Source organism: Roseovarius sp. (assembly GCF_030373445.1).
Lineage (GTDB): Bacteria > Pseudomonadota > Alphaproteobacteria > Rhodobacterales > Rhodobacteraceae > Roseovarius.
In genome coordinates this window covers 98,213-120,268 of the sequence record NZ_JAUCYU010000010.1, presented here as the reverse complement: position 1 = coordinate 120,268, position 22,056 = coordinate 98,213, and the positions used below count along the sequence as shown (strand labels likewise).

Annotated in this window: 24 protein-coding genes; 16 read left to right on the top strand and 8 right to left on the bottom strand. The window is 65.5% G+C overall.

What is annotated here, in order from left to right:
• Positions 1-26 precede the first annotated feature (26 nt).
• Positions 27-896: a polyphosphate kinase 2 gene (gene ppk2 / locus QUV18_RS17600; protein WP_300895378.1), complete on the top strand. Its 870-nt coding sequence runs from the start codon at positions 27-29 to the stop codon at positions 894-896.
• Complete coding sequence (locus tag QUV18_RS17595; protein ID WP_300895377.1) at positions 889-1,506, top strand: TetR/AcrR family transcriptional regulator; 618 nt, start codon at positions 889-891, stop codon at positions 1,504-1,506. The genes ppk2 and QUV18_RS17595 overlap by 8 nt, the downstream gene beginning before the upstream one ends.
• Here QUV18_RS17595 and QUV18_RS17590 read toward each other — a convergent pair.
• On the bottom strand, positions 1,487-3,493 hold the full coding sequence (locus QUV18_RS17590; protein ID WP_300895375.1) for an acyltransferase family protein: 2,007 nt from the start codon (positions 3,491-3,493) through the stop codon (positions 1,487-1,489). The genes QUV18_RS17595 and QUV18_RS17590 overlap by 20 nt on opposite strands.
• Positions 3,494-3,700: 207 nt before the next feature.
• On the opposite strand from QUV18_RS17590, the gene QUV18_RS17585 reads away from it, so the two are divergent.
• Together QUV18_RS17585 and QUV18_RS17580 are read left to right on the top strand one after the other, a co-directional pair.
• Positions 3,701-4,207: a MarR family transcriptional regulator gene (locus tag QUV18_RS17585; protein WP_300895374.1), complete on the top strand. Its 507-nt coding sequence runs from the start codon at positions 3,701-3,703 to the stop codon at positions 4,205-4,207.
• Positions 4,197-4,868 (top strand): MBL fold metallo-hydrolase, encoded by a 672-nt coding sequence (locus tag QUV18_RS17580; protein ID WP_300895372.1) that lies wholly within the window; start codon positions 4,197-4,199, stop codon positions 4,866-4,868. The genes QUV18_RS17585 and QUV18_RS17580 overlap by 11 nt, the downstream gene beginning before the upstream one ends.
• Before the next feature lie 102 nt (positions 4,869-4,970).
• On the opposite strand, the gene rpsI is transcribed toward QUV18_RS17580, so the two are convergent.
• The 3 genes from rpsI to QUV18_RS17565 all read right to left on the bottom strand — a co-directional run bounded on the left by rpsI (position 4,971) and on the right by QUV18_RS17565 (position 7,383).
• A complete protein-coding gene (gene rpsI / locus QUV18_RS17575) occupies positions 4,971-5,462 on the bottom strand; it encodes a 30S ribosomal protein S9 (protein ID WP_300895371.1) in 492 nt (163 codons plus the stop codon).
• Entirely contained in the window at positions 5,462-5,926 is a 465-nt protein-coding gene (gene rplM / locus QUV18_RS17570; RefSeq protein WP_300895369.1) for a 50S ribosomal protein L13, read from the bottom strand. The genes rpsI and rplM overlap by 1 nt, the downstream gene beginning before the upstream one ends.
• A 134-nt stretch (positions 5,927-6,060) precedes the next feature.
• Positions 6,061-7,383: a PLP-dependent aminotransferase family protein gene (locus QUV18_RS17565; RefSeq protein WP_300895367.1), complete on the bottom strand. Its 1,323-nt coding sequence runs from the start codon at positions 7,381-7,383 to the stop codon at positions 6,061-6,063.
• Between the two features lie 159 nt (positions 7,384-7,542).
• Between QUV18_RS17565 and QUV18_RS17560 the strand changes: the two genes are divergently transcribed.
• Positions 7,543-7,779, top strand: coding sequence for a DUF1127 domain-containing protein (locus tag QUV18_RS17560; RefSeq protein ID WP_300895366.1), 237 nt, complete (start codon positions 7,543-7,545; stop codon positions 7,777-7,779).
• A gap of 63 nt (positions 7,780-7,842) precedes the next feature.
• On the opposite strand, the gene QUV18_RS17555 is transcribed toward QUV18_RS17560, so the two are convergent.
• On the bottom strand, positions 7,843-8,412 hold the full coding sequence (locus QUV18_RS17555; protein ID WP_300895365.1) for a hypothetical protein: 570 nt from the start codon (positions 8,410-8,412) through the stop codon (positions 7,843-7,845).
• A 4-nt stretch (positions 8,413-8,416) separates the two neighbouring features.
• Complete coding sequence (locus QUV18_RS17550; RefSeq protein WP_300895364.1) at positions 8,417-8,839, bottom strand: PaaI family thioesterase; 423 nt, start codon at positions 8,837-8,839, stop codon at positions 8,417-8,419.
• 58 nt (positions 8,840-8,897) lie between these two features.
• Between QUV18_RS17550 and QUV18_RS17545 the strand changes: the two genes are divergently transcribed.
• The 5 genes from QUV18_RS17545 (at position 8,898) to gluQRS (ending at position 14,070) form a co-directional block, all read left to right on the top strand.
• Positions 8,898-9,683, top strand: coding sequence for an enoyl-CoA hydratase (locus QUV18_RS17545; RefSeq protein WP_300895362.1), 786 nt, complete (start codon positions 8,898-8,900; stop codon positions 9,681-9,683).
• A gap of 143 nt (positions 9,684-9,826) precedes the next feature.
• Entirely contained in the window at positions 9,827-11,188 is a 1,362-nt protein-coding gene (locus QUV18_RS17540; RefSeq protein WP_300895361.1) for a cytochrome c peroxidase, read from the top strand.
• 39 nt (positions 11,189-11,227) lie between these two features.
• Positions 11,228-12,592 (top strand): methylenetetrahydrofolate--tRNA-(uracil(54)-C(5))-methyltransferase (FADH(2)-oxidizing) TrmFO, encoded by a 1,365-nt coding sequence (trmFO, locus tag QUV18_RS17535; RefSeq protein ID WP_300895360.1) that lies wholly within the window; start codon positions 11,228-11,230, stop codon positions 12,590-12,592.
• Between the two features lie 12 nt (positions 12,593-12,604).
• Entirely contained in the window at positions 12,605-13,219 is a 615-nt protein-coding gene (locus tag QUV18_RS17530; RefSeq protein WP_300895358.1) for a methyltransferase domain-containing protein, read from the top strand.
• Positions 13,216-14,070 carry a tRNA glutamyl-Q(34) synthetase GluQRS gene (gene gluQRS / locus QUV18_RS17525; RefSeq protein WP_300895357.1) on the top strand — a complete coding sequence of 285 codons (855 nt, stop codon included), beginning with the start codon at positions 13,216-13,218 and terminating at the stop codon, positions 14,068-14,070. The genes QUV18_RS17530 and gluQRS overlap by 4 nt, the downstream gene beginning before the upstream one ends.
• Positions 14,071-14,129: 59 nt before the next feature.
• On the opposite strand, the gene QUV18_RS17520 is transcribed toward gluQRS, so the two are convergent.
• The gene (locus QUV18_RS17520; protein WP_300895356.1) at positions 14,130-15,500 is read right to left on the bottom strand and encodes a class II 3-deoxy-7-phosphoheptulonate synthase; all 1,371 of its coding nucleotides are present in this window, start codon (positions 15,498-15,500) and stop codon (positions 14,130-14,132) included.
• Between the two features lie 171 nt (positions 15,501-15,671).
• Between QUV18_RS17520 and QUV18_RS17515 the strand changes: the two genes are divergently transcribed.
• Complete coding sequence (locus tag QUV18_RS17515) at positions 15,672-16,673, top strand: GlxA family transcriptional regulator (protein WP_300895354.1); 1,002 nt, start codon at positions 15,672-15,674, stop codon at positions 16,671-16,673.
• Positions 16,674-16,754: 81 nt separating this feature from the next.
• On the opposite strand, the gene QUV18_RS17510 is transcribed toward QUV18_RS17515, so the two are convergent.
• Entirely contained in the window at positions 16,755-17,849 is a 1,095-nt protein-coding gene (locus QUV18_RS17510; RefSeq protein ID WP_300895352.1) for a PQQ-dependent sugar dehydrogenase, read from the bottom strand.
• Between the two features lie 162 nt (positions 17,850-18,011).
• Here QUV18_RS17510 and QUV18_RS17505 point away from each other — a divergent pair, with 162 nt between their 5' ends.
• From QUV18_RS17505 to QUV18_RS17485, 5 genes are all read left to right on the top strand, one after another.
• Positions 18,012-19,199, top strand: a complete 1,188-nt coding sequence (locus QUV18_RS17505; RefSeq protein WP_300895351.1) for an ABC transporter substrate-binding protein — start codon at positions 18,012-18,014, stop codon at positions 19,197-19,199.
• Between the two features lie 93 nt (positions 19,200-19,292).
• The gene (locus tag QUV18_RS17500; RefSeq protein ID WP_300895349.1) at positions 19,293-20,081 is read left to right on the top strand and encodes an ABC transporter ATP-binding protein; all 789 of its coding nucleotides are present in this window, start codon (positions 19,293-19,295) and stop codon (positions 20,079-20,081) included.
• Positions 20,078-20,623: a hypothetical protein gene (locus QUV18_RS17495; protein WP_300895347.1), complete on the top strand. Its 546-nt coding sequence runs from the start codon at positions 20,078-20,080 to the stop codon at positions 20,621-20,623. The genes QUV18_RS17500 and QUV18_RS17495 overlap by 4 nt, the downstream gene beginning before the upstream one ends.
• Positions 20,620-21,453: an ABC transporter ATP-binding protein gene (locus QUV18_RS17490; protein ID WP_300895346.1), complete on the top strand. Its 834-nt coding sequence runs from the start codon at positions 20,620-20,622 to the stop codon at positions 21,451-21,453. The genes QUV18_RS17495 and QUV18_RS17490 overlap by 4 nt, the downstream gene beginning before the upstream one ends.
• Before the next feature lie 2 nt (positions 21,454-21,455).
• Positions 21,456-21,875: a hypothetical protein gene (locus QUV18_RS17485; RefSeq protein WP_300895345.1), complete on the top strand. Its 420-nt coding sequence runs from the start codon at positions 21,456-21,458 to the stop codon at positions 21,873-21,875.
• The last annotated feature ends 181 nt before the right edge of the window (positions 21,876-22,056 follow it).

Sequence of the window (22,056 nt, the reverse complement as noted above, 5' to 3'; positions counted from 1 at the left end):
TATACTGAAAAAACAGGGAGGCACGCATGGAGCTGCCATTCGACGGGGCCATCACCGAGTATTTCGAGCAGCACGCCCCGGCAGAGGTCCGGAACGCCATCCGGCGCGCCGACAAGGATGACATCCTCTCCCCCGGCTACCCATATTCCGAGCGCCTGCCAAAGAAGCACTACGAGAAGGACCTCGAGAACCTGCAGATCGAGCTGGTCAAGCTCCAGGCCTGGGTCAAGGCCAGCAACACGCGCGTCGTCCTCGTCTTCGAGGGTCGCGACGCCGCCGGAAAAGGCGGCACGATCAAGCGCTTCCGGGAATATCTTAATCCTCGTGGGGCGCGCATCGTCGCCCTTCCCAAACCCTCCGACACCGAACAGACGCAGTGGTATTTCCAGCGCTACGTCGAACACCTCCCCGCCGGCGGCGAGATCGTGTTCTTCGACCGAAGCTGGTACAACCGGGGCGTCGTCGAAAAGGTCTTCGGATTCTGCTCCGATGCCGAGCGCGAACATTTCTTCCGACAGGTCAACGAATTCGAGAAAATGCTGGTCGATGAAGGTATCCACCTCTTCAAGTTCTGGCTGAATGTCGGCCGCGCCGAACAGCTCCGCCGCTTCCTCAAGCGCGAAGGCGACCCGCTCAAACAGTGGAAACTCAGCCGGATCGACGTCGAAGGTCTCTACAAGTGGGACGAGTATTCCGCCGCCATCACCGAAACGCTCGAGCGCTCCCATTCCGCCCACGCGCCCTGGACGGTGATCCGCTCCGACGACAAGCGCCGCGCCCGGGTCGAGGCGATCCGCCGCGTGCTGCTTGCCCTCAACTACGACCGCAAGCACGCCAAGGCGCTTGGAACGCCCGACCCGCAGGTCTGCGGCGGGCCGGACATCTGGGATGGGTAAACGCGGCTATCACCACGGCAATCTCAGGCAGGCCCTCGTCGAAGCCGCGCTCGACCTGATCGAGGAGAAGGGCCCAACCGGGTTCACCCTGTCCGAGGCCGCCAAGCTCGCCGGCGTGACCCCGGCCGCGGTCTATCGCCACTTCGCCGGCCGCGACGACCTGATCGCCGAGGCCGCCCGGCAGGGCTACGAGATCTTCGCCGACGTGATGCAATTCGCCTACGACCGGGGCCAGCCCTCGGCACTTGCGAGTTTCGAGGCGACAGGCCGCGCCTACCTCGCCTTCGCCCGCAAGTATCCGGGCCACTACATCGCCATGTTCGAAAGCGGCATCTCGGTCAACCGCACCCCCGAACTGGCCGCCGTGGCGGGCCGCGCCCGCGCCGTGCTGGAACGCGCGGCCGAGGCGCTGAGCCAGCACATCCCGCCCGAGAAACGCCCGCCGCCCTCGATGTTCTCGGCCCATGTCTGGGCGCTCTCTCACGGCGTGGTCGAACTCTTCGCCCGCAACTCCCCCGGCACGCAAAGCCCCTTCCCGCCCGAAGACCTGCTCGAATCCGGTATCGGCATCTACCTGCGGGGGCTCGGCCTCATTCCACCGGACGGCTGAGCGCCTCCAACACCAGGGGCGCCAGCCGCTCGGCTCCGATTTCCGAGACGTGGTCATCATCCATGTAAAGCGAATCGTCGCCGTCGAGCCAGGCGAACCGGTCGCCTTCGACGAAAGCCTCGTCCAGTGTCACGACCGGAACGCCATGCTCTCCCGCCACCTCGGCCATGATCCCGCGCGCCCGGGCCTGCAGCGCGTCGCTCGCCTCCCGCGTCACGAAGCTCTCCTCGAACCGGTGCCGCGCCGCCTCTTCCTCCAGCCCCAGAAGCATCGCGTTCTGCACGAGGATCCCCGGAATGATCCGCTGCTGCGGTATCTGCGAGACCACGATCACCCGAACGCCCGCCTCCGCGTAATACGCGAAGGTCTGGCGCAGCCCCTCTTCGAACGCTGCCACGTGGTCGGCCTCTGACATGAACCGCGCCCCCGGTTCCGGCACCAATTGCGACCGCGGGTCGATCCCGTCATAGTCGCCGCTGACATACAGGCTCCACCGCGCGATCAGCACAACCGTGTCCACACCCGTCTCGCGCACCTGTTGCGCAAACCGGTCCACCGCCTGACGGCAGATCCGCGCATCGCCGCCACCACGGGCCAGATGCACCCCCAATAAGGGCGGACAACCCGGCTTGTCCCCCAGCAGGATCGTCGCGTCGAGCTCTTCCGAGGCCGGCTCGAACGCCGGAAGGAAAACCCGCGCGTGACTGTCGCCCAACAGCGCGATACGGGTCTCGGGCGTCTCCGGTTCGTAGGCCGGGCACAGGTCGCGCAGGATCGGCGAACTCGCCTCAGGGCACAGCCCCGCGGCAGAGCCGTGTTCCGTGGTCTGCGTGTAAAGCCGCGCAAGATAGGGCGACCCTTCGAAATCGATGCGCGACGTGAACCCCTCTTTCACCAGCCCCCAGAAGCCGAAGGCCGCGAAAGCCACGATCCCCGCAAGGCTCGCGCCCAGCATGCCGCGCCGTGTCGGCAATATCCACGCGGCCTTGCCCCGGAATGGCTGTTCGATAAACCGCCAGCTCACCCACGCCAGTACCAGAGCCAGAACCGCCAGCCCCATCATCGCCCAGTCCGGAACCTCCTCCGCATGGCGAATACGGGCAAAGGCAAAGATCGGCTGATGCCACAGGTAGGCGCTGTAGCTGATCAGCCCGATCCCCACGAAGGGTTTGATCGACAGAACCCGTGCCGTCATCGTCCCGCCCTCGGCAAAGAGGATGATCAGGCACGTCCCCACCACCGGCACCAGCGTGTAGAGCGACGGAAACGGCAGGGCCGCGTCGAAGACCACCGTCGAGAACAGGATCATCGCCAGCCCCAGCGCGGCGAGTATCTCGCTTTTCATCTGCGTCCGCCGGTACAGGATCGCGGCACAGATCGACCCGGCCAGCAATTCCCACAACCGCGAGGGCGTGAAATAGAAATTCTGGCTCGGATAGTTCCGCCACCCCCACTCCGCCACCGCCAGCGACGCCAGCGCCAATAGCGTGAACCCGACCAGGTATTTCACTTTCCGGAACCTGCGCAGGCAGAACAGCACCAGCGGAAACAGCAGGTAATACTGCTCCTCCACCGCCAGGCTCCACGTATGCAGCAGCGGCCGGAGATCGGCGTTCAGGTCGAAATACCCGCCGTGCTCCAGGAAATGCACGTTCGAGATGAAGAGCGCGGCAAAGGCCAGGCTGCGGGCGAAGTCCTCGAACGGATAGGGCGGCACCCACATCCACGCAAAGGGGATACAGGCGATCAGCACGAGAAACAGCGCCGGCAGGATGCGCCGCGCCCGGCGCTCGTAGAATCCCAGCAGCGAATAGGTGCCCCTCTCCCGCTCGTCGATCAGGATCGTGGTGATCAGGTAACCGGAGATCACGAAGAACACGTCGACCCCGACGAACCCGCCGCTCCAGAAGGTCAGCCCGGCATGGAACAGGATCACCGGCAGCACGGCCACCGCCCTCAGCCCGTCGATCTCGCGCCTGTATTTCACGCCTGCCCGCTCTCACTTGCCTGGTTGCGCCCGTATAGGAGCGGGGCGGCCCCGAGGCAAGCCAACCCGTGCCCCCGGTCCATGTTCATGCCCCGTCAAGCTCCGAACATGGTTCTCGCGACAGCCCGGATGGAAGCGCATTACTCTTGACGCATCGCCCTTCACTATTACCTGACAACTATCGAGTGATAACAAATTGAGATTGCGATGCCCGAAGAGCATACTGCAGACCTCTACGAACTGGCCGACCTGGTGCACGCAGTGGCGAGGCGGTTGCCCGCTCCGACGGCCCTGGAGCCGGGACCCTGCACCGCGACCGAAATCACGGTAATGCGCTGTGTCGGACGAGCGCACGGAATATCCGCCCGGGCCGCGGCCGATGCCTGCGGCCTGCCCAGCAGCAACTTCAGCCGCGTGCTGAAAGGGCTGGTGTCAAAGGGCTTGCTGGAGCGGCGCAGCGATCCCGATGACGCGCGCATCGTGCATCTGCACCCGACCGACCGCGCGATCAAGAACAGCCTGCGCATGCGCGAGGCCTGGGGCGGGGCCCTGGCCGGCGCCGCACTCGATCGCGATGAAATCGCCACGGTGACGCAGGCGCTCCGCCGCATCGAGGCCCATCTCTCCGACGCGCCGACTGCGGAGGATGCCGAGCAGGCCAGCCGCCCTTCCCAAGACGATCCACGAAAAAGGAGAACGACCGTTGACGGATGATCTCTACTACGGCGACGAATCCACGGGGCTGCAATCCACGATCCGTGGCCTGCACGGAACACCAACCGCACCGTTGCCGTTCCTCGACGGCGTCGTGGTGCGCGCCTTCCTGCTGGAACGCCCACAGGGCAACGTGATCCTGTACAACGCGCCCGCGATCAGCGACGCCAAGGACCAGATGCTCGCCATCGGGCGCCCAGAGCGCCTCTTGATGAACCACCACCACGAGGCGATGTACGGCGCACCCCGTCTCGATGTGCCTGTCTGGGTTCACGAGGCGGACCGGAACCGGGTCGACCTGCCGGTCGCCGGGACGTTTGCCGACCGGCACATGATCGGCGATGACCTTGAGATCATCCCGACGCCCGGTCATACGCCCGGAACGACGATGTTCCTCTGGAACAACGGCGACCTCCGCGTCCTCTTTCCCGGCGACAGCATCTGGGTACAGGGCGGTGAATGGAAGGCCGCCCTCCTCGACGACAGCGACCGCGCGGCCTATCTCGACAGCCTCGCCCTGTTGAAGAACGTCGAATTCGACATCCTCGTGCCTTGGGGCACAGAGGTCGGCGAACCCTATGGCTATGCGGTGAACCGCGAGGAGGCAAACGCCAAGCTCGACAGGATTATCGCGCGCCTCGAGGCCGGAGAGAATGCGTGAAGGGCGCCGAAGACCTCGGTTTTGCCTCGACTCAGGCCGCGAGTGCCCCGAAAAAGAAAAGCGCGGCCGAAGCCGCGCTTTCCCGAAGATATATCGAACCGATCAGCGCTTCGAGAACTGGAAGCTGCGGCGGGCCTTGCGGCGGCCGAACTTCTTGCGTTCCACCACGCGGCTGTCGCGGGTCAGGAAGCCGGCAGCCTTGAGCGCCGGGCGCAGGGCCGGATCGTAAAGCTGAAGTGCTTTCGAGATGCCGTGCTTGACCGCACCGGCCTGGCCCGACAGGCCGCCACCGGTGACGGTCGCCATCACGTCGAACTCGTCCTCGACACCGGCCACAGAGAACGGCTGGCGCAGGATCATCTGCAGCACCGGGCGGGCAAAGTACTTGTCCATGGTCTTGCCATTCACCTGCACCTTGCCGGAGCCTGGCTTGATCCAGACACGGGCGACCGCGTCTTTCCGTTTGCCGGTCGCGTAGGAGCGGCCAAGCTCGTCGCGCACGGGCTCGCGGGAAATGGTCTCTTCTGCGGCGGGGGCGCCGGTGCCTTCAGCGACGGCTTCCAGCCCTTCGAGGGATTTGATTTCTTCGGTCATCAGTAAGCCACCCGGGTGTTCTTGGAGTTCATGGTCTTCACGTCCAGCACTTCGGGCTTCTGGGCCTCGTGCGGGTGCTCGGCGCCGGCATAGATGCGCAGGTTGGTCATCTGCTGGCGGGCCAGGCGGTTGCCGGGCAGCATGCGCTTGACGGCCTGCGAGACGACGCGCTCGGGGTGTGCGCCCTCGAGGATCTGCCCGGTTGTGCGCGACTTGATGCCGCCCGGATAGCCGGTGTGCCAGTAGTTCGGCTTCTCGCGCTTCTTGCCGGTCAGCTGAACCTTGTCGGCATTGATGATGATCACGTTGTCGCCCATGTCCATGTTGGGCGTGAAGCTCGGCTTGTGCTTGCCGCGCAGGCGCGTGGCAACGATCGAGGCAAGACGGCCCAGAACGACGCCCTCGGCATCGATCAGGATCCATTTCTTGTCGATATCTGCCGGTGTCGCAGAATAGGTCTTCATTGGATGTCTTCCCTTTTGGGGTGATATTCGATCCGCGCTTTCTACGCGAAAGCACGACACAGTCAAGCGCATGTCATGCGAATTAAACGTGCATTATCAATGACTTGCAAAATAGGTATTATTTTACCCCACCATCACAGGTCCACGTTCACCGGCGGCGACGCCAGAAGCCCCGACATGGTCGAAAGCGCCGCCTCGAACTCGGCGTCCGAAATGTTGGGGTTGAGCCCCACGCGCACCGAGTGCGGCGCGCGCCCTTCCGGCAACGAGAACTCGTCCGCCGCCTTGATGCGGATGCCCCGGTCGCCACAGGCCCGCGCAAAGCTCGACGCCCGCCACCCCTGCGGCAGCCGCAGCCAGATGAAGGGCACGTCGGGCCGCCAGCGGATATCCCACTGGCCAAGGATATTCACCGCCTCTTTGACTCTCTGCAGGACCCGCGCCTCGCTCATGGCCCGGAACCGCTCGGCCTCGCCAGAGGAAATCAGCTCGGCGCAGAGGTCCAGCATCGGCTGCGGCAACCCGTAGAAGGTCGACTGGGCCACCTGCCTTGCCCGCCCCGCCTGCTCTTCCGGCGCAATGATGAACCCGAACCGCAGGGCCGCGGAAACCGCCTTGGTCAACGACGAGATGTACCAGCCCCGCTCGGGGCAAAGCGCCCGGTAATTCGGAATGTCCGGCCGCGTGATGCAATGACAGTCATCCTCGATGATCTGCACCTGGTACTTCCGCGCCAGCCGGGCGATCTCCTGCCGGCGGGCCAGCGTGGTCCGGGTCGTGGTCGGGCTTTGCACCTCGGCCGCCGTAATCAGCACCTGCGCGCCATGCCGCCGCAGCGCCTCCTCGAACCGGTCGGGGCGGATGCCCTCGCCATCCATCTCGATCCCCACGATCTCGGCCCGAAGCAGCCGCGCGGCATGGCGCCAACCGGGATAGGCCAGCTCCTCTGTCAGGATCACCGGCGTCGTGCCGTGCAGCACCGTCTGCAGCACGACGTTGACCGCGTTCTGCGCGCCAAGCCCGAGGATCACCTCGTCCGGCCCGAACCGCCCCACCCGCTCCGGCTCGACCCAACCCGCCACCGCGTCGCGCGCCTCGTAATCGGTCTCCGGCGTGGGATAGTCGATCATGTCACAGCTCTCGCGCCCGGCCATCCCGGCCATGATCCGCCGGATCACCGCGTCCTGCCCGGAATTCGGCACCCGGATCGCCCGGAAATCCAGCCCTTCCGCCGAAGTCGGATGGATCAGCGGCGGCGGCGTCGCCTCCTCCACCACCAGCGCGCCCGACACGAACGTCCCCCGCCCGACCGCCGTCTCCACCAGCCCTTCTTCCGCCGCCATCTTGTAGGCCCGCGCCACCGTGCCCGGCGTGATCCCCAGCTGCCACGCCAGTTCGCGCACCGGAGGCATCTTGTACCCCCGGTCGAGGATGCCGGAACGGATGGCCGTGCGCATGGATTGTATTAACACAATATACTTCGACTCGGAGGAATCGGCGAAGTTCGGCGGCCAAATTGTATCAGTCACAATGTTTCCCTCGCGGAAGTCCTGCGGAATTGTTACGTTCTCCCTGCATAACGCAGGAATTGTACCAACACAATAGAGGAGTCCGCCATGTACACCCTGACACATTCGGATCGCTTGGTTCCGTCGCATCTGCCCCGCCGCACCCGCCGCGTGCCGTTCCTGACGGCCGGCATCCTGCGCGTGGTCCGCACCGGGCTCCTCTGGCAACAGCGCCACCGCACCCGCCTTCAGCTCAAACAGCTGCCACCCCATCTGCTGCGAGACATCGGCCTGTCCGAAGACGATGCCCGCATCGAAAGAAACAAACCGTTCTGGAGGCCGTGACAGTTCCCCGTAACGTGCCTCTTCCTGCTGGGCCGGAGCCATGTCTCCGGCCCCTTTTTTTGGTCAATACCCGTCGAGTGTCCCGAACAGGCGATACTGGGTCGTATCGTCATAGACCGTCAGCGACCACGCATCGAAAGAGCGCGCGGTGATGCACCGGTTCCCCTGCCCCGACAGGACAAGCTCCGCCTCGGTCGCGCCCTCGTTGGCGAAATCCCCGGTCCCCGCCACCGACCCGCGAAAACGCAACTCGGTGTAAAGCGCCGTCTCGCCCTCGCCCGTCAGCGCGGTATCGGCGCCGAACCACGTATAGGCGTCAGGCCACGGAAAGGTCAGCGTCCCGTCACCCTCGCCCAGCTCGAAGACCATCCCGGTCTCGCTCGCCTCGAAGGCCACCGGGTATGTCGGCTGCGGGTCCACGATCCCCTGCACGCATTCCATGCCACAGGCGGTCAGGTACAGCCGCGCCGGGCTTGTCGGCGCCAGCCGGGAAATCTCCTTCACCTCCCAGTTGCCCCGGGTGACGTCCTGCTCGAACCGGGTACCGGGATCTGCGCAACAGGCGCAGGCGAACGCCGCCCCCGGCAGAAGCGCGGGGGCAAACGTGACAAGGGAAACCATACGTCTCAGCATCGTCTCAGTCTTTCGGCGGAATCGAATATGTCAAGCTCGCCCGCGCCACGGGGTCCGTGCCCCCGTCGGAAAAGATCAGAACCTCTCCAACCGCCAGCACCCGGCCGAGTTTCAGCAGCCGGCATTCGGCGATCAGGTCGGTATTGGCCGCGGGCTTGCGCATGAAGTCGATCGAGCAATTCGTCGTCACCGTCATGCCCTTCGGCCCGATCATCCCGAGAATGGCGATGTAGACCGAAACGTCCGCCAGCGCGAAGACCGACGGGCCCGACACCGTGCCCCCCGGCCGCAGATGCGCCTCCGATACGTTCAGCCGCACCCGCACCCGCATCTCGCCCAGCTCCTCGATGGTGAACTGTCCGTCCACCTGCGGGAACACCTCCTCGAGGTAATCGGCGATCTCGCCGGCGGTCATTTTCAGGCTCATGCTTTTCTCCCAGGGCGTTGGGCTTTAAGAAGGATCACAACGTCATGGGAGAGACAAGATGCCAATTCTCATCCGCGAAGATCAGGGCGCCATCGCCCGGCTGACCCTGAACGCCCCCGAAAAGCTGAACGCCCTGTCCGACGCGATGCTCGCCGCCCTGCAGGAGGAATTCGACGCCCTCCGCAACGACCGCTCCATTCGCGCGGTCATCCTGGGCGGCGCCGGCAAGGCCTTCTGCGCGGGCCACGACCTCAAGGAAATGACCCAGGGGCGGCAGGCCGAGGATGGCGGCAAGGCGTACTTCGCCGATCTCTTCACCCGCTGCTCCAAGGTGATGACCGCGATCCGCTCCCTGCCCCAGCCGGTCATCGCCAAGCCCCACGGCATCGCCACCGCCGCGGGTTGCCAGCTTGTCGCCTCCTGCGACCTCGCCGTGGCGGCCCATGGCACGCGCTTCGGCGTCAACGGCGTCAACATTGGCCTCTTCTGCTCGACCCCCATGGTCGCGCTCAGCCGCAACATCCCCCGCAAGCAGGCCTTCGAGATGCTCACCACGGGCGAGTTCATCGGGACCGACCGCGCCATCGCCCTCGGCCTGATCAACCGCGCGGTGCCCGAAGACCAGCTCGACACCGCCGCCACCGAGCTGGCCGACACCATTGCCGCCAAGCTCGGCAGCGCCGTGAAGATCGGCAAGCAGGCGTTCTACCAGCAGCTCGAAATGGGCCTCGACGACGCCTATACCTACACTCGCGACGTGATGGTCGAGAACATGCTCGACCGCGACACCGAGGAGGGAATCGCCGCCTTCATCGAGAAACGCCCGCCGGAATGGACACAATAAGCCAAGGTTTGGCTGGAAAAGTATTTACTAGCAAAGGCTTAACCATTGTTTCCGCCTGAACGTCGAAGTTTTTCGACATTTGCCCTGTTTTTGCCGCAATTCATTAAGTACCCTTTTTGATTGTATAATTCGGGGATATTCTCGTGCCAAAGGCCTGGATCCTTGCAGGGCTGTTCTGCCTGTCCGCCGGCGCGCTCGCCGCCACGGACCTGCCCGCACCCGCCCGGCAGGATGCCTTCCCCATACCCTCGGCCGAGTCCGTCCTGCTGGGGCGCGACCTGTTCTTCGATCCGATCCTGTCGGGCAACCGGAATATCTCCTGCGGCACCTGCCATCACCCGGCGCTTGCCGGCGGTGACGAGATGTCGCTTTCCATCGGCGAGGGCGGCATCGGCCTCGGCAAGGAGCGCGTCCCAGACCCCGCCAACCTGCCCCGCGCCCGCGTCCCCCGCAACGCGCCGGCGCTATTCAACCTCGGCGCGGCGGAATTCACGACCCTCTTCCACGACGGCCGTGTCCAGCTTGACCCGAATGCCCCCTTCGGCATCAGGATGCCCCCCGACTTCCCCCTCGAACGCGCCGCCGCCGGCCCGCTCGCGGCACAGGCGGCCCTGCCCGTCACCTCGCATGACGAAATGGCCGGCCAGCCCGGCGAGAACGAGATCGCCGACGCGGTGATCACCGGCCACGTTCACGGCCCCGACGGCGCATGGGCCATGCTCGCCGCCCGGATCGCCGCCATCCCCGAGTACCGCCAGCGTTTCGCATGGCTCAAGGGCAATGACGACCCGCTCCACATCACCGATATCGGCCAGGTGATCGGCGATTTCATAGCCTTCGAGTTCCGCTCGGTCGACAGCCCCTTCGACGCCTTCCTGCGCGGCGACGACTCCGCCCTCTCCAACGACCAGCGCCGCGGCATGTCGCTCTTCTACGGCAAGGCCCGTTGCGCCACCTGCCACAGCGGCCTCTACCAGACGGATCACGGCTTCCACGCCCTGGGCCTTCCCCCCATCGGCCCCGGCAAGGGCCACGGGCCGGACGGCTATGCCGACCATGGCCGCGCCGGCGTCACCGGCGATCGGCACGACCTCTACAGCTTCCGCACCCCCTCGCTGCGCAACGTCACCATCACCGCGCCCTATGGCCACAACGGGGCCTATGCCGAGCTCGAGGATATCATCCGCCACCACCTCGACCCGCTTACTTGGCTGGCCCAGTACAAGGTCGACAAGGCCCTCCTCCCCAAGGTGGAAACAGACATCCCCGACACCGCCGCGCTCGACGACTTCGACGAAATGCTCCGCATCGCCATGTCGGTCCGGCTCGACCCGCTGGCCCTGCGCGACGACGAGATCCAGGCGATCAACGCCTTCCTCGCCGCGCTCGAAGACCCGCAGGCCGGGCGCGGCCGCCTCGGCGCGCCCTACAATGTGCCCTCCGGCCTTCCCGTCGATACCGGCCCGATGGACCATGGCACAGGAACCGCCTCCTCCAGCTACTGACCCTTTCCAAACGCCGCCCGATCGCCTAGATCGCTGCTCATGGACAAGACCTTACACATCGTCGGCGGCGGAATGGCCGGATCGGAAGCCGCGTGGCAGGCCGCCCGCATGGGCGTCAACGTGGTCATCCACGAGATGCGTCCGACGGTCGGCACCTTCGCCCACCGCACCGGCGACCTGGCCGAGATGGTGTGCTCCAACTCCTTCCGCTCGGATGACGATGAACAGAACGCCGTGGGCCTGCTGCATTGGGAAATGCGCGCGGCGGGCGGGCTGATCATGGAAATGGCCGACGCCCACCGCTTGCCCGCGGGCGGCGCACTGGCCGTCGACCGCGATCCCTTCGCCCGCGCCGTCACCGAGCGCCTCCGCGCCCACCCCAATGTCAGCGTCCAGACCGGCGAGGTCACCGAACTCCCCGAGGATGGCCAGTGGATCTTTGCCACCGGTCCGCTCACCTCGGAAAAGCTGGGCCAGGCCATCGCCCGCGAAACCGGCTCCACCGCGCTCGCCTTCTTCGACGCCATCGCCCCCATCGTCTATTTCGACACGATCGACATGGAAAAGGCGTGGATGCAGTCGCGCTACGACAAGGGCGAGACCGAGGAAGAGCGCACCGCCTACCTCAACTGCCCGATGGACCGGGACCAGTACGAAGCCTTCATCGACGCCCTGCTCGCCGCCGAGAAAACCGAGTTCCACGAGGGCGAGACCGCCCAGTATTTCGACGGCTGCCTGCCGATCGAGGTGATGGCCGAACGTGGCCGCGAAACCCTGCGCCACGGGCCTATGAAGCCCGTTGGCCTCACCAACCCGCACCAGCCTGATGTCAAGGCGCACGCCGTCGTCCAGCTCCGCCGCGACAACGCGCTCGGCACGCTCTACAATATCGTGGGCTTCCAGACCAAGATGAAGTACGGGGCGCAAACCTCTGTTTTCAAGATGATTCCGGGGTTGGAAAACGCCGCCTTCGCCCGCCTCGGCGGCATTCACCGCAACACCTTCCTCAACTCCCCCACGCTGCTCGACGCCCAGATGCGCCTGCGCGCCCGGCCCAACATCCGCTTTGCCGGCCAGATCACCGGCGTCGAGGGCTACGTGGAATCCGCCGCCATGGGCCTGCTCGCCGGCCGTCTCGCCGCCGCCGAGCTTCTGGGCAAGGACGTCCCCGCCCCGCCGCAGGACAGCGCCATGGGCGCGCTCATCCACCACATCACCGGCGGCGCCGAGGCCAGGACCTTCCAGCCGATGAACGTCAATTTCGGCCTCTTCCGCCCCGTCGACGGCCTGAAAGGCGGGCGCCGCGGCCGCCGCGACCGCTACAAGGCCTATACCGACCGGGCGAAAGCTGCGTGGTCCGACTGGCTGGCGCAATGCCCACTGGACGAAACCGAAACGGTGTGATTTTCTTTCCCCATGGGTGAGAAATTTCTGGATCGCGTCTACGAAGCGTCGACGCCTGAGGGCACTCAGGCGCTCTATGACGCGTGGGCATCGACCTACGACGCCGAGATTGCCGAGAACGGCTACGCCACGCCCGGCCGCGTGGCAGAAGCCATGTTCAAGCATGTCCCCGACTCCGATGCGCCGATCCTCGATTTCGGCTGCGGCACCGGGCTGTCCGGCCTTGCCCTGAAACTCGCCGGGTTCTCCACCATCGACGGGATGGACCCGAGCCCCGAAATGGTCGACGGTGCCCGCAAGAAAGGCGTCTACCGCTCGCTTACCGTGCTCGACGTCAAGGAAACCGCGCCTGTCCCGAAAGACGCCTACCGCGCCATCACAGCCATCGGCGTGATCGGCACCGGCGCCGCGCCCGCCTCCACCTTCGGGATGCTGATGAAGGCGCTGCCCAAGGGCGGCCTGCTGGGGCTCAGCCTCAATGACCACGCCCTCGCCGACCCGCGCTTCGAAGGGGCCCTGAACGAATGGCTCGACTGCGGCGCCGCCCACCTGCGCTTCAAGAAATACGGGCCGCACCTGCCGGGCCTCAACCTGAAGTGCAACGTCTACGTCATTGAAAAGGCGTGAATTTCGCCACCCGCTTCGCCCCGTCTCCGACGGGCCCGCTGCATTTGGGCCATGCCTATTCCGCGCTGCTCGCCCATGATATGGCCACCGCAGCTGGCGGCCTCTTCCACCTCCGCATCGACGACCTCGACCAGTCCCGCAGCCGTACCTCGTGGGAGGAGCAGATCTACGACGATCTTGCCTGGCTCGGCATAAACTGGCCCCACCCGGTCTGGCGCCAGTCAGACCGCCTCCCCACCTACCGCGCCGCCCTCGACCAGCTGTGGCACCGCGGCCTGCTCTACCCCTGCACCTGCACCCGGGCCGATATCCGTGCCGCCGCCTCCGCCCCGCAGGAAGGCGCGCCGCTCCATGGCCCCGACGGGCTGATCTACCCCGGCACCTGCCGCCCCGATGCGCCGCCTACCGGCCCCATGCCCGACATGCCCCTGCGCCTCGACATGCGCCGGGCGCTGGCCGCCGCGGGCACTCCCGTTGCTTTCACCGAAACCGGCGCAGGGCCCGAGGGCGAGACCGGCCATATCGAACCCGCTGACATGATCACCTCCGTGGGCGACGTCGCCCTCGCCCGCCCCGGCATGGGCGCCTCCTACCACCTGTCGATCGTCTGCGACGACGCCGAGCAGCAGATCACCCACGTCATCCGCGGGCAGGACCTGTTCTCAGCCACCCAGATCCACGTCCTGCTGCAACGCCTCCTCGACCTGCCCACGCCGGTCTACCACCACCACCGCCTGATCCGCGACGATACAGGCAAGCGTCTCGCCAAGCGCGACGACGCCCGCGCCATCGCCACCTATCGCGACGAAGGGAAAACCCCGGCCGATATCCGCGCCATGGTCGGCCTCTGACCTAACGAAAAAGGGCCGGCGCGACCGCCGGCCCTTCAGAATTCAGGAAAGTGTGGACCTCAGCCCACCTTCACATCCCCCCGCGCCTCGCGCAGCGCCGACAGCTCCTCTGCCACGAGGAAGGCAAGCTCCAGCGACTGCGACGCGTTCAGCCGAGGGTCGCAGGCCGTGTGATACCGGTCCGACAGGTCCTCATCCATCACCGCGAACACCCCGCCGGTACACTCGGTCACGTCCTGCCCGGTCATCTCGAAATGCACGCCGCCCGGGGTCGTGCCCTCGGCCCGGTGAACACCGAAGAACTCCTGCACCTCGCGCAACACCGCGTCGAACGGCCGGGTCTTGAACCCGCTCGCCGACTTGATCGTGTTGCCATGCATCGGGTCGCAGACCCAGACCACGTTGGCGCCTTCCTCCTGCACCGTCCGGATCAGCCGCGGCAGGTGCTCGCCCGCCTTCCCGGCCCCGAACCGCGCGATCAGCGTCAGCCGTCCGGCTTCGTTCTCCGGGTTCAGCGTCGCCATCAGCCGCTTGAGGTCATCGGCCTCCATCGTCGGACCACACTTGAGCCCGATCGGGTTCAGCACGCCCCGCGCGAACTCCACATGCGCGCCATCGGGCTGCCGCGTGCGATCGCCGATCCAGATCATGTGGCCCGACCCCGCCAGCCACTTGCCGGAAGTGGAATCGAGCCGGCACAGCGCCTCCTCGTACTCCAACAACAGCCCCTCGTGCGAGGTGTAGAAATCCACCGATTGCAGCGTCGGCGCGTTGGCACTGTCGATGCCGGCCGCCTTCATGAAATCGAGCGTGTCGCTGATCCGGTTGGCCATGTCGCGATAGCGCTCGGCCTTCTCGCCCTCGGTAAAGCCCAGCGTCCAAGAATGAACCTGGTGCACATCCGCGTAACCGCCGGTCGAAAACGCCCGCAACAGGTTCAGCGTCGCCGCCGCCTGTGTATAGGCCTGCAGCATCTTCTGCGGGTCCGGAATGCGCGCCTCCGGCGTAAAGGCCAGCTCGTTGATGATATCACCGCGATAGCTGGGCAGCTCCACGCCGTTCACCACCTCGGTCGGCGCCGAGCGCGGCTTGGCGAACTGCCCGGCCATCCGGCCCACCTTGATGACCGGCACCTTGGCGCCGTAGGTCAGCACCATCGCCATCTGCAGCATCACCTTGAACGTGTCGCGAATGGCATCGGCCGAGAACTGGTCGAACGCCTCGGCACAATCGCCCCCTTGCAACAGGAACGCCTCGCCCCGTCCGGCCGCGCCAAGCTGCCGCTTGAGCCGGCGCGCCTCACCGGCGAACACCAGCGGAGGAAACTGCGCCAACCGGGCCTCGACCCCTTGCAATGCGCCGGAATCCGTATACTCCGGCATCTGCACCCGGGGCTTCTTGCGCCAGTCGGACTTGTGCCAATCGGTCATTTTCTCTCTCCGCATCCAGAAAACGAGGCCTGTCTATACAGGAGCCGGTCTCACGAGGCCAGAGACGAAGTGTCGAACCCATGTCGTTTTTGGTATATGACGCCTTGTCAATTGCGACACTTTCGTGAAAAGACGCAAATCCATGACGCCCTGTCGCGGAGATTCGTGGCCATGCAGATTGAGACTGGCAAAGTCGAGGTAAAGGCGCAGGGCGCGCCCCGACGGTTTGTCTTCGTTCTTCTGGAAAACTTTTCGTTGCTCAGCTTCGCCGCGGCGCTCGATTGCCTGCGCATCGCCAACCGCATGGCGGACAAGACGCTCTACACCTGGGTCACGACGGGCGAATCCGGCGACACCGTCGGCTGCTCGGCCGGCACGCGGTTCCACCTCGACATCCCGCTCGAGGATCTGGGCCGCGACGACACCATGCTGATCTGCGGCGGCACCGACATCCAGCAGGCCACCACCAAGAAGTTGCTCAACTGGCTCCGGCGCGAGGCCCGGCGCGGCCTGCGCGTGGGCGGGCTCTGCACCGCCAGCTACGTGATGGCCCGCGCCGGCCTGCTCGACGGCAAGAAGGCCACGATCCACTGGGAGAACCACGACAGTTTCACCGAGGAATTCGACGAGGTGGAACTGACCAAGTCGGTCTTCGTGGTCGACGGCAACCGCATGTCGACCGCGGGCGGCACCTCGTCCATCGACCTGATGCTCAAGATCATCGCCGACGAACAGGGCGACAAGCTGGCCAATGCCGTGGCCGACCAGATGATCTACGCCTCGATCCGCACCGACCAGGACACCCAGCGCCTGTCGGTCCCCACCCGGATCGGCGTGCGTCATCCCAAGCTTTCCCAGGTCATCCAGATGATGGAGGCCAATATCGAGGAACCGATCAGCCCCGCCATCCTCGCCAAGGACGTGGGCATGTCGACCCGCCAGCTCGAACGGCTCTTCCGGCGCTACCTCAACCGCTCACCCAAGCGCTATTACATGGAACTCCGCCTTCAGAAGGCCCGGAACCTGCTGATGCAGACCGACATGACCGTGATCAACGTGGCGCTCGCCTGCGGCTTCGCCAGCCCGTCGCACTTTTCCAAGTGTTACCGCTCGCATTACAACACCACGCCCTACCGCGAGCGCGGCTCCCAATCCACGCGCCTCTCGGTCTAAGCCACTGAATTCACATACCATCCGACCCCGCTTTCTTTAAAAGAAAGCGGCCCGAAATCTTTTAAAGATTTCGCCCCCTCCTCAAGGCGTTACCCGGTAAAGCGCCCCCTGGCCCACCGATAGGAACCAGATCGCCCCCTCCGGCCCTTCCGCTATGTCCCGCACCCGCGCCGTCTCCGGCCCCTCGATGCGCTCGACCTCCTCGAGCGGGTCACCGGACAGCCGCGAGATCAGGTTGAACTTCAGCGAGCCCACGAAGAAATCGCCTTCCCATTCGGGCCAGAGCTTGCCGGAATAGATCATCATCCCCGACGGCGCGATCGACGGGTCCCAGTAGAAGGCCGGCTGCTCCATGCCTTCCTTGTGCGTCCCCTCGCCGATCTGCCCGCCCGAGTAATGCACCCCGTAGGAAATCACCGGCCAGCCGTAATTCGCGCCTTTGTCGACGCGGTTCACCTCGTCCCCGCCGCGCGCGCCGTGCTCGACCACCCAGTACTGGCCGTCGGCATCGAGCGCCGCGCCCTGCGGGTTCCGGTGGCCGTAGGACCAGATCTCCGGCTGCGCGCCCTCCTGCCCGGCAAACGGGTTTTCAGACGGCACCGACCCGTCCCTCGCGATCCGCACGACCGATCCGTTCTCCCGTGACAGGTCCTGTGCCGCGGGCCGGTCGCCGCGCTCGCCCACGGTGACGAAAAGCAGTCCGTCCGGCGCCTCGACGATGCGCGAGCCGAAATGCCGCCCCCCCTGCGAGCCGGGTTCCATCTCGAAAATCACCTCCCAGCCGCTCAGCCTTGCCCCGTCGGGCGACAGCTCGGCCCGGGCCACGGCCGTCCCGGCCCCGCCCTGCTGCGGCTTGGCATAGCTGAAGAACAATTCCCGCGTCTGCTCGAAATCCCGCGGCACCAGCACGTCGAGCAATCCGCCCTGACCGCTGGCCTGCACCTCTCCGACGCCCTCGACCGGTTGCGTGCCATCCTCTCCGATCAACAGCAACCGCCCGGCCCTTTCGGTCACCAGGATCTCGCCCCCGGGAAGAAAGCCGATCGCCCACGGCTCGTCCAGGCCCTCGGCCACGGCCTCCACCTGAAGCTCTCCCGCGCTGCTTTCGAGCGCCGCCGCTTCCACGGCCAGAACGCACAGGAATGAGGCAACACCGCCCCGGATCAAATCACGCATTTCATCACTCCGTTCGCCACTATTTCCTTTAAAACTTGGGGCGTGACATGGCTGCGTCAAATCACGTTTCGTAGCGTCCGCCTGGCCATATCCACTTGCTTTTCCATGCCAGTCAAATAGGCTCTTGTCCCAGAACGTACCGTTCAACTGGGAGAGAAAGACATGAAGAAACTACTCGCGACGACCACGGCACTCGCTCTGGGTGCAGGCGCCGCCTGGGCACAGGACAACGAGGTCAAGATCGGTATCATCCTCGGCTTCACCGGGCCCATCGAATCCCTGACCCCGCACATGGCGGCCGGCGCAGAGATGGCGATGTCGGAAGTCAGCGAAAGCGGCAAGCTGCTCGACGGGATGACCGTCACGCCGGTCCGGGCCGACAGCACCTGCATCGACGCGGGCGCCGCCACGGCCGCCGCCGAACGCCTGATCACCTCCGAAGGGATCAAGGGCATCATGGGCGCCGACTGCTCGGGCGTCACCGGCGCCATCCTGTCGAACGCGGCCGTGCCGAACGGCATCGTGATGATCTCGCCCTCCGCCACCTCCCCGGCGCTCTCGACGGCCGAGGATGACGGGCTCTTCTTCCGCACCGCGCCCTCCGACGCGCGCCAGGGCGTCGTGATGACCGAGATCCTGATGGAGCGCGGCATCGAGGAAGTGGCCGTCACCTACACCAACAACGACTACGGCAAGGGCCTCGCCGACAGCTTCGCCGCGGCCTTCGAGGAAGCGGGCGGCACGATCACCATCAACGCCGCACACGAAGACGGCAAGGCCGACTACTCGGCCGAGGTGGGCGCGCTGGCCTCCGCCGGCGGCGACCGGCTCGTCGTGGCGGGCTATGTCGACCAGGGCGGCAGCGGCATCGTCCGCTCCGCGCTCGACTCCGGCGCTTTCGACAGCTTCCACTTCCCCGACGGCATGATCGGCTCGCAGCTCGAAGCCAATTTCGGTTCCGAGGTCGACGGCTCCACCGGCCAGCACCCGGGCACCGACAGCCCCGGCGTTGCCAAGTTCGAGGAAATGGTCGGCGACAGCTTCGAGGCCACCTCGCCCTTCGCACCGGAAAGCTATGACGCCGCGGCGCTCATGATGCTGGCGATGCAGGCGGCCGGCTCGGTCGAATCCGCCGACTACAAGGAACACATCATGGACGTGGCCAACGAACCCGGCGAAAAGATCTACCCGGGCGAGCTTGCCAAGGCGCTCGAGATCATCGCCGAGGGCGGCGATATCGACTATGTCGGCGCGACCGCGGTGGAACTGATCGGCCCCGGGGAATCGGCCGGCAACTATCGCGAAATCGAATTCAAGGACGGCGCGATCACGACGGTCAAGTACCGCTGATCTGACAGCCGGGGGACAAAACGCAAGGCCGGTCCCGGGCACGCCCGGGGCCGGTTCGACAAAGGAAGGGGCGCAAGACCCCGGGGGACACACATGATCGTCGTCGATGACGTTCACAAGCATTTCGGCGGATTCCATGCCGTCGATGGCGCGAGCATGACCATCCAGGAAGGGTCGATCACCGGTTTGATCGGGCCGAACGGGGCCGGAAAAACCACGCTTTTCAACGTGATAGCCGGCGTTCTTCAGCCGACCTCCGGCCGCGTCACCATGGCCGGGGAAGACATCACCGGCCTGCCCCCGCATGACCTCTTCCACAAGGGCCTCCTGCGCACCTTCCAGATCGCGCATGAATTCAGCTCGATGACCTGCCGCGAGAACCTGATGATGGTGCCCGGCGACCAGTCGGGCGAACGTCTCTGGAACACCTGGTTCGGCCGCAAGCGCATCGCCGACGAGGAGCGCGCCCTGCGCGCCAAGGCCGACGAGGTGCTCGAATTCCTGACCATCGAACACCTCGCCGACCACAAGGCCGGCCAGGTCTCCGGCGGTCAGAAAAAGCTGCTGGAACTCGGGCGCACCATGATGGTCGACGCCCGCATCGTCTTTCTCGACGAGGTCGGCGCCGGGGTGAACCGCACCCTGCTCAACACCATCGCCGACGCCATCGTCAAGCTGAACAGGGAACGCAATTACACCTTCGTGGTGATCGAACACGACATGGATTTCATCGGCCGCATCTGCGACCCGGTGATCTGCATGGCCGAGGGAAAGGTGCTGGCCGAGGGCACCCTGGAAGACATCAAGGCCAACGAGCAAGTGATCGAGGCCTATCTCGGGACGGGACTGAAGAACAAGGACATGATGGGGACACAGGCATGAATATGTACTTCAAGGCACTTGCACTATCCGTTGGTCTGGCCGCGGCATCGACCGCTTCCGCGCAATCGGCATCGCCGGACGATTGCGAACAACTGACCGACCGGATCGAATTCTGCGGCGAATCCAATGGCTGGTCGCGGCTCGGCCGCGCCGTGGCCGAGGCCACCGCCGTCTACAAGCGCGGCGACAATACCATCGGCAAGCTGATCGTCGAGATGACAGGCACCAAGGCACTGCGCGACAAGGACGTGCAGTCGGCGATCCTGAAGAAGGTCTCGGGCCAGATCCGCAAACTGGGCGGCAAGCTCGACGTGATCGCGCTCAAGGGCGGGATGATGAACCGCCCCGCCGGCACGATCCTCTACAGCTACGAGGCGCAGGGCACCGAGGTGCTCTTCCTGCACTCCTACATGGTCGAGAAGGGCATGGTGATGCAGTTCATCACCGTCGCGCCCGGCGTCACCGACAACGCGGTCGCCCGCGCGACACACCGGACCTTCCTGTCGGGCTTCTCCTTCTCCGACCCGAGTGTCGCACTTTGAACGGAACCAACCCCTACCAGGATGACCGGGGCAACAACGACCGGTCCATCGCCAACCCGACCGGACCGGGCGAGTTCCCCCAGCGCAAGGGCGGCGATGCCGTCGCGGCGCCGGGGGACGGCCCGTTCCTCGTCGGCGAGGCGATGACGGGCGGCTACGGCCGCTCGGGCCCCGACATCCTTCACGATTGCACCATTGCCGTCGACAAGGGCGAGATCGCGGTCATCGTCGGGCCCAACGGCGCCGGCAAATCGACCGCGATGAAGGCCGTCTTCGGCATGCTCGACCTGCGTGAGGGCCATATCCTCCTCGACGGAGAGGATATCTCGCGGCTCAGCCCGCAGGCGCGCGTCGCCAAGGGCATGGGCTTCGTGCCGCAGAACCACAATATCTTCACCTCGATGACGGTCGAGGAAAACCTCGAGATGGGCGCCTTCATCCGTACCGACGACATCTCCCGCACCATGGAGCAGGTCTACGATCTGTTTCCCATCCTGCGCGAGAAACGGCGCCAGGCCGCGGGCGAGCTTTCGGGCGGCCAGCGCCAGCAGGTGGCCGTCGGCCGCGCGCTGATGACCGAACCAAAGGTCCTGATGCTCGACGAGCCCACCGCCGGCGTCAGCCCGATCGTGATGGACGAGCTCTTCGACCGCATCATCGAGGTCAGCCGCACGGGCATCCCGATCCTGATGGTCGAACAGAACGCCCGCCAGGCGCTCGAGATCGCCGACAAGGGCTATGTCATGGTGCAGGGCCGCAACGCCTATACCGGAACCGGCAAGGAACTCCTGTCCGACCCGGACGTCCGCAAGAGTTTTCTGGGGGGATGAACATGCACAAAGCTATTGCCGCTCTGGCCATTCTGGCCGCCGTCGCGGGGTGCCGTGGCGCGGGCACCGACACCGCGCAGACCGCCCCGCAGGCCGGCCACTCCCAGACCGTCGCCGCCCTCGGCAACGCCTATATCTGGAACTGCCGCCTGCAAAGCAACCGCGGCAACCCCGACTGGCAATTCCTCCTGCAACGGGTCGGCCGCGACAAGTTCAGCGTGGTCATCCTCGAGGCCGGAAGCCGCCAGCCCCGCCCGATCGAGAACCTGCGCGAGGACGACGCGGCCCGGGTCTATTTCCTGCGTGACGGCAGCAACATCCTCGTCGCCTCCGACGGAGAGGTGCGCGGCGAAGGCAGCAGCGGTTCCAAGGGCGCAGAATACACCTCCGGGACCTGCGCGCGGGGCGGACAGCCGACATGATCACCGCCCTGACTTTTCCACAGGCACGCCCGAACCCATCCGCCACAGCCCTGTCAGATATGCAATATTTTTTCCACACGACTGTGGATAAATCAGGGGATAACTTGTCGATAACCGATAATTCCATTGGCTCCCCGCTCTTCGGGACAACGTCACTGTCACGCATGGGCCGGAGCGCATC